Raw genomic sequence first — 14,266 nt, forward strand, 5'->3', positions numbered from 1 at the left:
CAGGCGGAGTGCGCGATGAAAACCGTACCCGTGTCCCTGGTCTCGCCGCGGCCGGATTCTCGCGGCGCTCTGCCATTGCTCGCCGTCGTCGCGGCGCTGACGCTGCTCACGTTGCTCGCGTCGTGCAAGAAGGCGCCACCGCCGCCGGTCGCCGCCGCGCCGGAAGTGACCGTGATGACGGTGACGCAGCAGGACACGCCGGTCGACTTCGAATTTACCGCGCAAACGCAGAGTTCGCGTGAAGTCGAGATCCGCTCGCGGGTGGACGGCTTCCTCGACAAGCGCATGTACACCGAAGGCGCGTTGGTCAAGACGGGACAAACGATGTTCCAGATGGACCGCAAGCCGTTCGAGGCCGCGCTGCGGACCGCGAAAGGGCAACTGGCCCAGCAGCAGGCGCGTCTCGAAGTCGCCAAGGCCAATCTCGCGCGCGTGGTGCCGTTGGCGGCGCAGAACGCGTTGAGCAAGAAGGATCTCGACGACGCGGTCGGCAACGAGAAGCAGAGCGCCGCCGCGGTGATCGCCGCCCAGGGCGAAGTCGACACCGCACTGCTGAACCTCGGCTACACGACGATCAAGTCTCCGCTGAACGGCCTGTCGAGCTTCGCGCGTCTGCAGGATGGCAGCTACGTGACGGCGACCTCGAACGGTTTGCTGACCTACGTGTACCAGCTCGATCCGATGTGGGTGAACTTCAGCATCTCCGAGAACGAGATGCTGAAGTACCGGGATGACATCGCGGCAGGACGTCTGCGATTTCCCCCGCACGACGATTTCTCCGTGCATCTGATTCTCGCCGATGGCTCGCCCTATGCCGAGCAAGGCCAGATCAACTTCGCGAACCCGGCGTTCAATACCGAAACGGGAACCTTCCTCGTGCGCGCGACCTTCGAAAACCCGAAGGGCATCTTGCGCCCCGGCCAGTTCGTGCGGGCCCGCGTTTCCGGCGCGATCCGGCCCAATGCGACGCTCGTGCCGCAGCGCGCGGTGTTGCAGGGCGCGAAGAGCAACTTCGTGTGGGTCGTCGATAGCGACTCGAAGGCGCATCAGCGCGTCGTCGAAGTCGGCGACTGGCAGGGCGATAACTGGTTTGTTTCCGACGGACTCAAGGCGGGCGAGCGCATCGTCGTGGACGGCGCGCTGCGCGTCACCGCGGATTCGCAGCTGAAAATCATCAAAACCCTGGCGGCCGGCGGGAAAAACCAGGCGGCGGTGGCGACGGCTGCATCGCAAGGCGCCTCGGCAGCGCCCGCCGCCGAGTGACGGGGCAGTCGCCATGAACATTTCGCGCTACTGCATCGATCGGCCGATTTTCGCGTCAGTCATTTCGATCGTCATCACGCTCGGCGGCGCATTGGCGATGTTCTCGCTGCCGGTCGCGCAGTACCCCGATATCACGCCGCCGCAAATCACGGTGTCCGCCACCTATCCGGGCGCCAGCGCCGAGGTCGTCGCGAACAATGTCGCCGCACCGATCGAGCAGCAGGTCAATGGCGCGGACAACATGATCTACATGAACTCGTCGAGTTCGTCGACCGGCAGTATGACGCTCAACGTGTACTTCCAGATCGGCACGAACCCCGAACTGGCCCAGGTCGACGTGCAGAACCGCGTGAATCTCGCGCTGCCGCAACTGCCGCAATCGGTCCAGGCGCAGGGCATTCAGGTACAGAAAAAGTCACAGGCGTTCATGATGGTGATCGCGATCTATTCGCCCACCAACCGCTACGATTCGACGTATATCGCGAACTTTACGAACATCTACGTGCTTGACGCGATCAAGCGGATTCCGGGCGCGAACCAGTCGAGTATCTTCGGCACGCCAGACTACGCGATGCGGATCTGGCTGAAGCCCGACCGGATGGCGCAGCTGGGCGTGACGGCCGCCGACGTGCAACGGGTCGTCGCGAACCAGAACCAGCAGTTCGCGGTGGGCAGTATCGGACAGTCGCCGACCAGCGGAGCGGTCCAGCAATCGTTCGCGGTCACGACCACGGGGCGCCTCGCCGAGCCTTCGCAGTTCGACAACATCATCGTGCGCGCCGCGAACGGCGGCGCGGCGATCGTGCGGCTCAAGGACATCGGCCGCGCCGAGCTCGGCCAGAAAGACTACTCGATTCGCAGCCGCTTCCAGGGCAAGCCGGCCACCGTGCTCGCCGTGTATCAGCAGCCGGGCGCCAACGCGCTCGACGTGGCGAAGCAGGTGCGCACGACACTCGCGGAACTGAAGAAGTCGTTTCCGGAAGGCATGACCTACGAAATCGCGATGGACACGACCGAGTTCACGCGAGCGTCGATCTCGGACGTGATCCATACGTTCTTCGAAGCGCTGGTGCTCGTCGTGATCGTCGTGTTCGTATTCCTGCAAAGCCTTCGCGCGACGCTGATTCCGATCATCGCGGTGCCGGTGTCGATCGTCGGCACCTGCATGTTCATGCTGCTGCTGGGCTTTTCGATCAACATGCTGACCTTGTTCGGCATGGTGCTCGCGATCGGTATCGTCGTCGACGACGCGATCGTCGTGATCGAGAACGTCGAGCGCAACATCACGGTGTACAAGCTGTCACCGAAAGAGGCCTCGAAGAAGGCGATGGACGAAGTCGCCGGCCCGGTCGTGGCGATCGTGCTGGTGCTGTGCGCGGTGTTCGTGCCGGTCGCGTTTCTCGGCGGCATCACCGGCCAGATGTACAAGCAGTTCGCGATCACGATTGCGATTTCGGTGGTGCTGTCCGGCATCGTCGCACTGACCTTGTCACCGGCGCTCGCCGCGTTGCTGCTGAAAAGCACGCACCACGAGAAGAAGGGCTTTTTCCGCTGGTTCGACAATCAGTTCGCCCGCATGACGTCGGGCTATACACGCGCGGTCAAGCTCATCATCAAGCGCTTTGTCATGGGTCTCGTGTTCTTCGCGGCGATGATCGCGCTGGCGGTGCTGATGGTGCGCTCGATTCCGTCGGCGTTCCTGCCGCCTGAAGACCAGGGTTATCTGCTCGGCGCGGTCATCATGCCGGACGCGGCTAGCCTCGACCGCACCGGTCAGGTGTCGCAAGTCATCACTGACTATTTCATGAAACAGGAGGCGGTCGGCAGCATCACCACGGTCGATGGTTTCAGCCTGCTCGACAGCCAGAACAAGAACAATGCCGGCACCTTCTTCGTCGGTCTGAAGAGCTTCGACGAACGCTATACGCGCGCCAACCGCGCGACGCAGAACGCGCGCCAGGTGCTGCTCGACGCGTATCGCCACTTCGCGAACGTCCAGGAGGGCATAATTCTGCCGGTCAACCCGCCGTCGATTCCGGGGCTCGGCACGACAGGCGGCACGGAGGTGTGGATTCAGAGCAAGGGGGACGCTTCCATCGCACAGCTCGCGGGCGTGGCCGACCAGTTCGTGCAGAAAGCGCGGGCGCGCAAGGAGCTGACCGGCGTCACGATGACTTTCAATGCGGCGTCGCGGCAACTGCTGGTCGACGTGGATCGCGACAAGTCGGAGACGCTCGGCGTGCCGGTCGAAGACGTCTATAGCGCGATGCAGACGATGTTCGGCTCGCTGTACGTATCGCAGTTCAACCGCTCGAGCCGGCTGTGGCAGGTGATCCTGCAGGCGGACCCGCGGTATCGCCTGAAGCCTACTGATCTCGATCAGATCTTCGTGCGCAGCACGAACGGCACGATGGTGCCGATCAAGTCGGTGGCAAGCTACCGCTTTACGACGGGCCCGGACCTCGTCACGCGATTCAATAATTTCCCGGCCATCAAGGTCACGGCGAACGCCGCGCCGGGCTACAGCTCCGGACAGGTGATCTCGACGCTGGAACAGATCGCCGCGCAGATGCCGGAAGGCTACGACGTGGCATGGAGCGGCGAAGCATTCGAGGAACGGCAGTCGGGCGGCACGTCCGGGCTCGTCTTCGTGTTCGGTCTCGTGATGGTGTTCCTGATCCTCGCCGCGCAGTACGAGAAGTGGACGCTGCCGTTCGGCGTGCTGATGGCGGTGCCGTTCGCGTTGTTCGGCGCGCTGCTCGCGATCATGCTGCGCGGCCTGTCCAACGACGTCTACTTCCAGATCGGTTTGACGATGCTGGTCGCGCTCGCCGCGAAGAACGCGATCCTGATCTTCGAATTCGCGGTGCTCAATCGCGAGACCGGCGCCTCGGTGTTCGACGCGACGATGACCGCGGCGGAAGAACGGCTGCGCCCGATCGTGATGACCTCGCTCGCATTCATTCTCGGCTGCGTGCCGCTCGCGATCGCGACGGGCGCGTCGGCCAACAGCCGTCATTCGATCGGCACCGGTGTGATCGGCGGCATGTTGGGCGCGACGGCGATCGCCGTATTCTTCATCCCGATGTTCTATTACCTGCTCGAAACCATGTCGTCGCGCTCGAAGGGTGGCAAAAAGCCGACGCCGGGCGTGGAGCCCAGCGGCGGCGCAGGACGCGAACCCTCGGCGGTGCCGGGGCCCGGTGCGTCGAGCGAGGCGCCGTCCGCGCCGCAGGAAGGTGAATGAGATGCACGGCACGGCACCGGCGCGTTTGCTCGCATCCGTCATGCTGCTCGCGCTGAGCGGATGCCTGCTAGGCCCCAACTATCAGCGCCCGGCGGTCGACGTGCCGGCCACTTATCGTTTCGCCCAGGGCGAGGCCGCGGGCATCGCCAACGCCGTGTGGTGGGAGCAGTTTCAGGACCCGGTGCTCGATCAGCTGATCGCCGCCGCGCTGCAGGACAATCGCGACGTGAAGGTCGCGGCCGCGCGGGTCGACGAGTTTCGCGGGCAGTTCGTGACCACGCGCTCCGGGCTGTTCCCGCAGCTTTCGGCAGGCGCCGACGCGTCGCGTCAACGGGTCTCGCAGGACGAAGGCGTGCCGGTGCCGAAGGGCGTGAGCCCCGTCTACAACCAGTTCGACGCGACGCTGGCGGTGTCCTGGGAACTCGATCTGTTCGGCAAGGTGCGCCGGGAAACCGAGGCGGCACGCGCGAATCTGCTAGCAAGCGAAGAGGGCCGCCGCGCCACGATTCTGACGCTGGTGAGCTCGGTCGCGTCGGCCTACATCAATCTGCGCAGTCTGGACCAGCAGCTAGTGATCGCGAAGGAGACCGTGCAAAGCCGCGCTGAATCGGTGCGCGTGTTCGAGGCGCGCTTCCGCTACGGCGAGGTCTCGCAGATGGAACTCGCGCAAAGCCAGTCGGAGTATCAAGCCGCGCTAGTCACGATTCCGCAGCTCGAAGCGCAGATCGCCCAGCAGGAAGACGCGTTGTCGGTGTTGATCGGCAGGAATCCCGGCGCGATACTGCGCGGCCGTGAGCTGTCGCAGATGGGCACGCCGCCGATTCCCGAGGGGCTGCCGTCCGATCTGCTCGAACGCCGTCCCGACCTGCTGGAGGCCGAGCAGACGCTGGTCGCGCAAAACGCGCTGATCGGGGCGGCGCGCGCGCTGTACTTCCCGTCGATTTCGCTGACCGGGCTGTTCGGTTCGGTCAGCGCGCAGTTCTCGAATCTGTTCACCGGCCCGGCGCGCGTGTGGTCGTTTGCCGGCAGCGTCACGCAGCCGATCTTCACGGCGGGCAACATCACCGGCCAGGTGCACCAGGCCGAAGCGCGCCAGCAGGAATCGCTGTACTCGTACGAAAAGGCGATCCAGGTAGCGTTCCAGGAGGTCGAGGACGCGCTCATCTCCGTGCAGAAGACGCATCAGGCACTCGATGCGCAAAACCTCCAGGTCGAGGCGCTGCACACCTATGCGCACCTCGCGCGGCAGCGCTACGAAGGCGGCTATACGAGCTACATCGAAGTGCTCGATGCGGAGCGCAGCCTGTTCAACGCGCAACTGAACTATGCGCAAACTCAAGGCGCGGTGCTGGCCTCGTACGTCACGCTCTACAAGGCGACGGGCGGTGGCTGGGTGGCCGAGGCGGAAAAACTGACGGCGCCGCCGCCCGCGCCGCAAAACTCGCCGGCGATGGCGCCGGTCTCGCAGAACGCGCCCGCGCCGGCTGGAACGTCGGGTGCAGTGGAGGCGAGATGACGGGCAACGAGCTGATTGCGTGCGAAGAGTGCGACCTGCTTCAACTCGGCGCGCCGCCGGCCGCCGGCAATGCGTTGCGCTGCCAGCGTTGCCGCGCGGAGTTGAGGCGCGGACGCTCGAACGGGCCGGAGTATGCGCTCGCGTTCTCGTGCGCGTCCGCGGTGCTGCTCGTGATCTCGAACGTGTTTCCGATCGTCGGTCTGTCGCTGAACGGCCATGTCGTGCAGACGACGCTCGCGGGTTCGGTGCGCATGCTGTACAGCCACGGCTCGTGGCCGCTCGCCTTGCTGGTCGGCCTGACGACGATCGTCACGCCGGTGCTGCAAACCGCGGCGATGCTGTGGCTGCTGCTGCCGCTGCGCTTCGGGCGCGTGCCGTGGCGGCCGGCCGAGTGCTTTCGTCTGTTTCAGTTCGCGCGGCCGTGGGGCATGACCGAGGTGCTGATCCTCGGCTTGCTGGTCGCGCTGGTCAAGCTCGCGCATATCGCCAAGGTGGTGCCGGGCACCGCGCTGTGGTCGTTCATCGCGCTGATGCTGCTGCTCGCGGCCGCGGCGGCGACCTTCGATCCGCATGAGGTGTGGGCGCGCATCACGGCAGCGCGTGGCGCGCAGGCGTGGCAGTTGCCGCCGATCCGCGTGCGCCGCAACGCCATCACGGCGTCTGCCTACGGGCTCGTGCTGTGCGAAGAATGCGGCCTGCTGCTCAAGCAGCCCAGCGGCGCGGTCAAGCACGTCTGTCCGCGCTGCAAGGCGCCGTTGCACCAGCGCAAGCCCGCGAGCCTGTCGCGAACGTGGGCGTATCTGGTGGCCGCGATGGTGCTCTACATTCCGGCCAACGTGCTGCCCGTGATGGACACGAGTTCGCTGTTCGGCACGCAGAAGGACACGATCCTGAGCGGCGTGGTGTATCTGTGGGTATCGGGCTCGTGGCCGCTCGCCGTGCTCGTATTCATCGCGAGCATCGTCGTGCCGATGCTGAAGATTCTCGGCATCGGGTATCTCGCGCTGTCGACCCAGCTTCGTTGGCAATGGCTGCCCGGGCAGCGCACGCGGATCTATCGCCTGATCGAGCTGATCGGTCGCTGGTCGATGCTCGACATCTACGTGATCACGATGCTGGTCGCGCTGGTGCAATTCCAGGCGCTGGCGACGATCAAGGCCGGCCCGGCGGCGATCGCGTTCGGCGCGGTCGTCGTGCTGACCTTGCTCGCCGCGATGGCGTTCGATCCGCGCCTGATGTGGGACGCTTTGGAGACCGAACGTGTCCACTCCGACTGAAGAGCCCGAACTGCCCGCCGCGGAGCCGGTGCCGCGCTCGCGCTGGCGGATGCAACTGGTCTGGCTCGTGCCGATCGTGGCGATACTGATCGGCGGTTGGCTGGCGGTGAAGGCGGTGATGGAGCGCGGCGAGCAGATCAGCATCAGCTTCAAGACCGGCGACGGTCTCGAAGCAGGTAAGACGAAGCTCAAGTTCAAGGACGTCGATATCGGCGTGGTCGAAGCGGTCTCGCTGACGCCGGACCACAAGCGCGTGGTGGCCAAGGCCGAGGTGACGCGCGACGTGTCGGACCTGCTCGTCGACAACACGCGCTTCTGGGTCGTGCGTCCGCGCATTTCGGGCGGTACGGTGTCGGGGCTCGGCACGCTGCTGTCGGGCTCGTATATCGACGTCGACGTCGGCAATTCGCCAAAAGCGCGCCGCGGTTTCGTCGGCCTCGAGGAGCCCCCCGTGATCGCGAGCGACGTGCCGGGGCACGAGTACACGTTGCATGGCACGGGACTCGGCTCGCTCGACGTGGGTACGCCCGTGTTTTTCCGCAGAATTCAGGTGGGCCAGGTCGCGTCGTACCAGTTGGACCCCGACGGCCACGGCGTCACGGTGAAGGTGTTCGTCAACGCGCCGTATGACCGCTTCGTCAGAACCGACACGCGCTTCTGGCACGCCAGCGGTGTCGATATGGCGTTCGACAGCAGCGGCTTGCGCGTCGAAACGCAGTCGATCGTGTCGATCATCATCGGCGGGATCGCGTTCGAGTCGCCGCCTGGATCGCAGGTAGAGACGAGCGCCGATACCAGCACCCGGTTCGATTTGTACACCACGCGCGCCGACGCGATGAAGATGCACGATCGCATCGTCGTCAAATACGTGGTGAACTTCACGGATTCGGTGCGCGGTCTGACAGTTGGCGCGCCGGTCGATTTCCGCGGCGTCGAAATCGGCGAAGTGACGGCGCTCTACACGCGCTTCGATCCGGACACCCGCCGCTTCAGCAGTCCGGTCGAGATCAATATCTATCCGGAGCGGTTCACGTCGCGCTATCAGAACGACGGCGCCGGCGGACACCTCACCAACGACCCGCGCGGTCTCGCGAACTACCTGGTCGAGCACGGCTTCCGCTTCCAGTTGAGAACCGGCAATCTGCTGACCGGCCAGCAGTATCTCGCGCTCGACTATTTCCCCGACGCGCCGAAGGCGTCGATCGACTGGAGCAAGACGCCGCCCGAAATGCCCGCAATTCCGCGCACGCTGCAATCGCTGCAGGAATCGGTCACGCGACTGCTCGCCAAGATCAACAACATACCGTTCGACGATATCGGCAAAGACGCGCGCTCGACGCTGCGCACCACCAACGCGATGCTCGGGCAGCTCAACACACAGGTCGTGCCGAAAGCGCGCGACACGCTGCTGTCCGCGCAATCGACGCTCGATTCCGCGAATGCCGCGCTGCAGCCCGACTCGTCGCTGCAGCAATCGACGGAGGACGCAATGCGTGAATTGACTCGCACCGCTGCCTCGCTGCGCACGCTGGCCGACTATCTGGCGCAGCATCCGGAATCGCTCGTGCGCGGCAAGTCCGAGGACAGGAAGCCATGACAGATGCGATGCGCCGCTTCGCGGCCGGCCTGATGCTCGCGCTCGCCGGCGCTCTGCTCGGCGCCTGCAAGTCGCCGGCGACGAACTTCTACACGCTGAGCCCCGACGAGTCGTTGAGCAGCACCGGCGCGAGCCGGCCGATCGCGGCGGTGATCGGTCCGGTCACGATACCCGAGATCGTGGACCGGCCGCAGATCGTCACGCGGATCGCTAACAACGAGGTCGCGGTCAACGAATTCGACCGCTGGGCGCAGCCGCTCGGTGGCGACATCGGCCGAGTGATCGCGGCCGATCTCGGCGCGCTGCTGAACTCGCAGCAGATTTCGGTATTCGATGCGGTACGCGATCCGTCCGTCGTCTGGCGCGTGCGGATCGACGTGATGCGCTTCGAGTCCGTGCCGGGGCGCGACGTCACCGTCGATGTGCTGTGGGCCGTGCGGCCGCCCGGCAAGGTCCGCGCCGTCACCGGCCGCTCGGTTGCGCGCGAGAGCGTATCCGGTCCCGGATTCGAGCCGATCATCGCCGCCCACGATCGCGCGCTCGCCTCGGTGAGCCGCGATATCGCCGCAGCGGTGCAGGCGAAACCCGTTCAATGAGACGTCGCGCTGCGTCACGTCGACACGCGCCACGCCCGAACCCGTGCGCTGCACCGGGTCGCGCGCATAATAAGACCTTGGTCCGATTGCTAGAGCTCTGGCCCAACTCCACGATTCAATCAATGCACGGCGCGTGCCTCGGCACCGATCGTGACGCGCACCTTTCAGGAGTCTTCCGATGGACGCTGAAACGCTGTTGTCACAAAGCCAGGACATTGCCTCGAAAATCACCCACGTGCTGCAGAAGCGCACGCAAATCGCCCAGCGGCATCTGAATGAACGGGTCACCGAAACGCTGGGGCTCGATCACGATGGCGCCCCGACCGCAAGCGCGATGCCCGCGCCATTTGATCCGCTCAGTGCGTGGCAATACACGGTGGACGCCGCGCAGCGCTCGCTGCTGTTCTGGGACACGCTGTACCGGCGCGGCAACGAGTTCGTCGAACGCAGCGTCAGCGGTCCCGCGCCGGTGCTGCATTTCGAGTACGACATGGTGCTGGACGGCCGCAAGTTCGAACGGCCGGTCAACTATGCGCTGCTGCAACTTCGTCCGCTCGAAGGCGTGGGCGTGGACGTGCGCAAACGCCCGTATCTGATCATCGATCCGCGCGCGGGGCACGGCCCCGGCATTGGCGGCTTCAAGGACGATTCGCAGGCGGGCATCGCGCTGCGCGCGGGCTATCCCGTCTACTTCGTGGTGTTCTTTCGCGACCCCGAGCCCGGTCAGACCCTGCTCGACGTGTGCAACGCCGAGCAGCTATTCGTGCGCAAGGTGCGCGCGCTGCATCCCGACAGTCCGAAGCCCGCGATCATCGGCAATTGCCAGGGCGGCTGGGCGGCGATGATGCTCGCCAGCTCCGACCCCGAGGAGACCGGCCCGATCGTCATCAACGGTGCGCCGATGTCGTACTGGAGCGCGGCCTGGAGCGAAGGCGAGGGCGACAACCCGATGCGTTACGCGGGCGGCATGCTGGGCGGCGCGTGGCTCGCGTCGTACGCGGCGGATCTTGGCAACGGCAAGTTCGACGGCGCGTATCTGGTGGAGAACTTCGAGAACCTGAATCCCGCCAACACGTTCTGGGACAAGTACTACCACCTGTTCTCGAACGTCGATACCGAGCCGCCACGCTTTCTGGAATTCGAGCGTTGGTGGGGCAGCTACTACCTGATGAATCGCGAGGAGATCGAATGGATCACGCGCAACCTGTTCGTCGGCAACAAGCTGTGGTCCGGCGGAGTGACGAACAGCAGCGGCCAGGCTTTCGATCTGCGTGAAATCCGCTCGCCGATCATCCTGTTCGCGTCGATGGGCGACAACATCACGCCGCCTCAACAGGCGTTCAACTGGGTGGCGGACCTTTACGGCAGCACCGAGGAGATCAAGTCGCGCGGCCAGGTGATCGTCGGTCTGACGCACCAGAACATCGGGCATCTGGGCATTTTCGTGTCCGGGAAAGTCGCGAAGAAGGAGCACAAGCAGATCATGTCCGTGCTCGAGACCATCGAAACCTTCCCGCCGGGACTCTACGGCATGACCATCAACGAGGCCAGCAACGCGGCCGGGGAGATCGAATACGAAGTCGAATTTCATGAGCGGCGGCTCGAGGAGATTTCCGCGCATCTCAACCGCTTCGGCCGCATCGACGAAAAGCCGTTCGAAGCGGTCGCCGCGGTGTCCAATCTGAATCAGCGCATGTATGAACTGCTCGCGCAGCCGTTCGTGCGGGCGATGTCGAACGAAACGAGCGCCCGCCTGCTGCGCCAGTTTCATCCGCTGCGCTGGCAGCGCTGGGCCGTGTCCGCGATGAACCCGTGGCTTGGCTGGCTGCCGGCGGCCGCGCAGTCGGTTCGTGAGAATCGCCAGCGGGCCGCCGCCGATAACCCGTGGAGCAAGCTCGAACACAACGGCTCGCAAATGATCAGCGCATCGCTGGACTATTACCGCGCGATGCGCGACGCGGGGACCGAGGCCAGCTTCTTCAGCGTGTACGCGAATCTGTATGCGACGTATCTGAGCAAGCCGACCGCCGATGGCGTGGCCGCGCAAGCCGGCGCGATCGATCCGCGCGAGCTGCCGTTCGTGCGCACGGCGTTGCAGGCGATCGGCGACGGCGGCTACACGGAGGCACTCGCGCGCGCGGCCTATCTGTTGTCGCGCAAGGGCGGGTCATTGCCGCTCGCGCGCCTGGAGATGCGCAAGGAGATCGCCGAAAGTTACGCGGAGTACCTGCCCGACATCAGCCCCGATCACTGGCGGCGGATCCGGGGCGAGCAGGAAATCATCGTCAGCTTCGAACCGGACGAGTCGATAGCCACGCTGCCGAAGCTGCTTTCCCACAGCGAGGACCGCGAGCGCTTTCTACAACTGCTCGACAAGCTGGCGAGCGACGAGCGCGTGTTGAACACCGCGCCCGACGCCGCGCAAAAGGAGGCGTTCGAACGCATCCGCGCGGTGCTGGGCTCGCGCGAGAGCCGCAAGCGCAACGCACGTTTGCCTGACTCTACTCGCACGTGAGCAACTGCCGCGATGCGCGGCAGGACGCAAGCGTGACGGAACCGTGTGCACGGCGCCCGTATGCACGGCTCCCGTCAGCATGGCGTGCCACGCGTCACGAATCCAACGCACCGTACACACGAGGAATACGCAGATGGAAAAGCACGCGAAGTATCAGCGTCTGATCGATTTCTGCCGGACGCTGCCGGCGATGCCGACAGCGGTCGCGCATCCGTGCGACCAGAGTTCGCTCAATGGCGCGGTCGAAGCAGCCGGGATGGGACTGATCGCGCCGCTGCTGGTCGGGCCGCGCGCGCGCATCGAAGCGATTGCCGCCGAACACGGCATCGACATTTCGAACTTCACGATCGTCGATGCGCCGCATAGCCATGCCGCCGCGGCGGCAGCCGTGCAACTGGTGCGCGAAGGCAAGGCGGAGGCCCTGATGAAAGGCAGCCTGCATACGGACGAGCTGATGGCCGAGGTGATTCGCCGTGACACCGGCCTGCGCACCGAGCGGCGCATCAGCCATTGCTTCGTGATGGACGTGCCCGGGTACGAGAACGCGCTGATCATCACCGACGCCGCGATCAACATCTTGCCGACGCTCGAAGAGAAGGTCGACATCCTGCAGAACGCGATCGATCTCGGGCACGCGCTGAAACTTGACGAAGTCCGCGTGGCGATCCTGTCCGCGACCGAGAGCGTCAATCCGAAAATTCCATCGACGGTGGAAGCGGCGGCGCTGTGCAAGATGGTGGACCGCGGGCAGATCACCGGCGGGCTCGTCGACGGTCCGCTCGCACTCGACAACGCGATCAGCATTGAAGCCATGCGCATCAAGCAGATCGAGTCGCGGGTGGCCGGTCGCGCCAATGTATTGATGGTGCCGGACCTCGAAGCGGGCAACATGCTCGCGAAAAGCCTGTCGTTTCTCGCCGGCGCGGACGCGGCGGGCATCGTGCTCGGCGCGCGCGTGCCGATCATTCTGACGAGCCGCGCGGATTCCCTGTCGACGCGTCTCGCGTCGTGCGCGGTCGCCGCGTTGGTGGCCAAGGCACGGCGCGAGGCCGGCAAGGTGGTCGGGTGACGTCATGGCGGATGTGATCCTCGTATTGAACGCAGGTTCGTCGAGCCTCAAGTTCAGCGCCTTCGACGCGCAACAAGCGCAACTCGAGCTCATTTTGCGCGGTCAGATCGAAGCGCTCTACACGAGCCCGCGTTTTCGCGTGACGGATCGCGACGGTAATGCCAGCTCGCACGAATGGGGCGATGGCCATCGGCTCGGCCATCAGGGCGCGATCGAATATCTGGGCGGTTTTTTGCGCGACCACGGCGGCGGCAATCAACTGAAGGCGGTCGGGCATCGCGTCGTGCACGGCGGGCAGCGCTTTGCCGGCCCCGTCCTCGCGACTTCCGAGGTGATCGACCAGCTCGACAGCCTGAGCCCGCTCGCGCCGCTGCATCAGCCGCATAACCTGACCCCGATCCGCATCCTCGCGCAGCTGCGTCCCGACCTTCCACAGGTCGCGTGCTTCGACACCACGTTTCATCGCACGCAGACCGAGACCGCGCAGGCCTATGCGCTGCCCCCCTCGATTACCGACCGCGGCGTGCGGCGCTACGGTTTTCACGGGCTTTCGTACGAATACATCGCGAGCGTGCTGCCGGAGATCGCACCGGCCGCGGCGGCGGGGCGCACCGTCGTCGCGCATCTGGGCAACGGTGCGAGCATGTGCGCGATGGTCGCGGGCAAGAGCGTGGCGAGCACGATGGGCTTCACGGCGGTGGAAGGCCTGCCGATGGGCACGCGTTGCGGCAGCCTCGACCCCGGCGTGATGCTCTATCTGCTCGACGAGCTGAAGATGGATACGCAGTCGATCGCGGACCTCATTTACAAGGGCTCGGGGCTGCTCGGCATGTCGGGCATCTCGGGCGACATGCGCGTGCTGCTCGACAGCGACGACCCGCGTGCCCACTTTGCGATCGACGTCTACACCTACCGGATCGGGCGCGAACTCGGCAGTCTCGCCGCGGCGATGCAAGGTCTCGACGCACTGGTGCTGACGGCCGGCATCGGCGAGCACGCCGTCGCGATTCGCGAGCGCATCGTGCGCGATGCCGCGTGGCTCGGCGCCGAACTCGACGAAGCGGCCAATCGGGCGGGCGGCCCGCTGATCACCCGCGCCTCGAGCAGGCTGCCGGTCTGGGTCGTGCCCACCAACGAGGAACTGATGATCGCCCGCCATACGCGCGCTGTCGCCCCATAGAGGAGT

9 protein-coding genes are annotated in these 14,266 nt (G+C 65.2%); all 9 read left to right on the forward strand.

Annotated elements, in window-relative coordinates; genetic code table 11:
• The first annotated feature begins 15 nt into the window (after window positions 1-15).
• The 9 genes from OKW40_RS33205 (at window position 16) to OKW40_RS33245 (ending at window position 14,260) form a co-directional block, all read left to right on the forward strand.
• Entirely contained in the window at window positions 16-1,263 is a 1,248-nt protein-coding gene (locus OKW40_RS33205; RefSeq protein ID WP_429493402.1) for an efflux RND transporter periplasmic adaptor subunit, read from the forward strand.
• Window positions 1,264-1,276: 13 nt separating this feature from the next.
• Window positions 1,277-4,510 (forward strand): efflux RND transporter permease subunit, encoded by a 3,234-nt coding sequence (locus OKW40_RS33210; RefSeq protein ID WP_429493403.1) that lies wholly within the window; start codon window positions 1,277-1,279, stop codon window positions 4,508-4,510.
• 1 nt (window position 4,511) lies between these two features.
• Window positions 4,512-6,026 carry an efflux transporter outer membrane subunit gene (locus OKW40_RS33215; protein ID WP_429493404.1) on the forward strand — a complete coding sequence of 505 codons (1,515 nt, stop codon included), beginning with the start codon at window positions 4,512-4,514 and terminating at the stop codon, window positions 6,024-6,026.
• Entirely contained in the window at window positions 6,023-7,303 is a 1,281-nt protein-coding gene (locus OKW40_RS33220) for a paraquat-inducible protein A (RefSeq protein WP_184052113.1), read from the forward strand. Before OKW40_RS33215 ends, OKW40_RS33220 begins: the two co-directional genes overlap by 4 nt.
• Complete coding sequence (locus OKW40_RS33225) at window positions 7,287-8,900, forward strand: intermembrane transport protein PqiB (RefSeq protein ID WP_429493405.1); 1,614 nt, start codon at window positions 7,287-7,289, stop codon at window positions 8,898-8,900. The genes OKW40_RS33220 and OKW40_RS33225 overlap by 17 nt, the downstream gene beginning before the upstream one ends.
• Window positions 8,897-9,496: a PqiC family protein gene (locus OKW40_RS33230; protein ID WP_184061871.1), complete on the forward strand. Its 600-nt coding sequence runs from the start codon at window positions 8,897-8,899 to the stop codon at window positions 9,494-9,496. Before OKW40_RS33225 ends, OKW40_RS33230 begins: the two co-directional genes overlap by 4 nt.
• Before the next feature lie 178 nt (window positions 9,497-9,674).
• A complete protein-coding gene (locus OKW40_RS33235; RefSeq protein WP_429493406.1) occupies window positions 9,675-12,011 on the forward strand; it encodes a DUF3141 domain-containing protein in 2,337 nt (778 codons plus the stop codon).
• Between the two features lie 79 nt (window positions 12,012-12,090).
• Window positions 12,091-13,080, forward strand: coding sequence for a phosphate acetyltransferase (locus tag OKW40_RS33240; protein ID WP_187611551.1), 990 nt, complete (start codon window positions 12,091-12,093; stop codon window positions 13,078-13,080).
• Between the two features lie 4 nt (window positions 13,081-13,084).
• Window positions 13,085-14,260, forward strand: a complete 1,176-nt coding sequence (locus OKW40_RS33245; RefSeq protein ID WP_429493407.1) for an acetate/propionate family kinase — start codon at window positions 13,085-13,087, stop codon at window positions 14,258-14,260.
• The last annotated feature ends 6 nt before the right edge of the window (window positions 14,261-14,266 follow it).

The sequence above is a fragment of the Paraburkholderia sp. RAU6.4a genome (assembly GCF_050435625.1).
Taxonomy (GTDB): domain Bacteria; phylum Pseudomonadota; class Gammaproteobacteria; order Burkholderiales; family Burkholderiaceae; genus Paraburkholderia; species Paraburkholderia tuberum.

What these genes read in the sequence shown, in the direction of transcription:
- OKW40_RS33220 (WP_184052113.1), top strand. Translation starts at nt 6,023, where the DNA reads ATGACGGGCAACGAGCTGATTGCGTGCGAAGAGTGCGACCTGCTTCAA.
- OKW40_RS33210 (WP_429493403.1), top strand. Translation starts at nt 1,277, where the DNA reads ATGAACATTTCGCGCTACTGCATCGATCGGCCGATTTTCGCGTCAGTC.
- OKW40_RS33230 (WP_184061871.1), top strand. Translation starts at nt 8,897, where the DNA reads ATGACAGATGCGATGCGCCGCTTCGCGGCCGGCCTGATGCTCGCGCTC.
- OKW40_RS33205 (WP_429493402.1), top strand. Translation starts at nt 16, where the DNA reads ATGAAAACCGTACCCGTGTCCCTGGTCTCGCCGCGGCCGGATTCTCGC.
- OKW40_RS33215 (WP_429493404.1), top strand. Translation starts at nt 4,512, where the DNA reads ATGCACGGCACGGCACCGGCGCGTTTGCTCGCATCCGTCATGCTGCTC.
- OKW40_RS33240 (WP_187611551.1), top strand. Translation starts at nt 12,091, where the DNA reads ATGGCGTGCCACGCGTCACGAATCCAACGCACCGTACACACGAGGAAT.
- OKW40_RS33235 (WP_429493406.1), top strand. Translation starts at nt 9,675, where the DNA reads ATGGACGCTGAAACGCTGTTGTCACAAAGCCAGGACATTGCCTCGAAA.
- OKW40_RS33245 (WP_429493407.1), top strand. Translation starts at nt 13,085, where the DNA reads ATGGCGGATGTGATCCTCGTATTGAACGCAGGTTCGTCGAGCCTCAAG.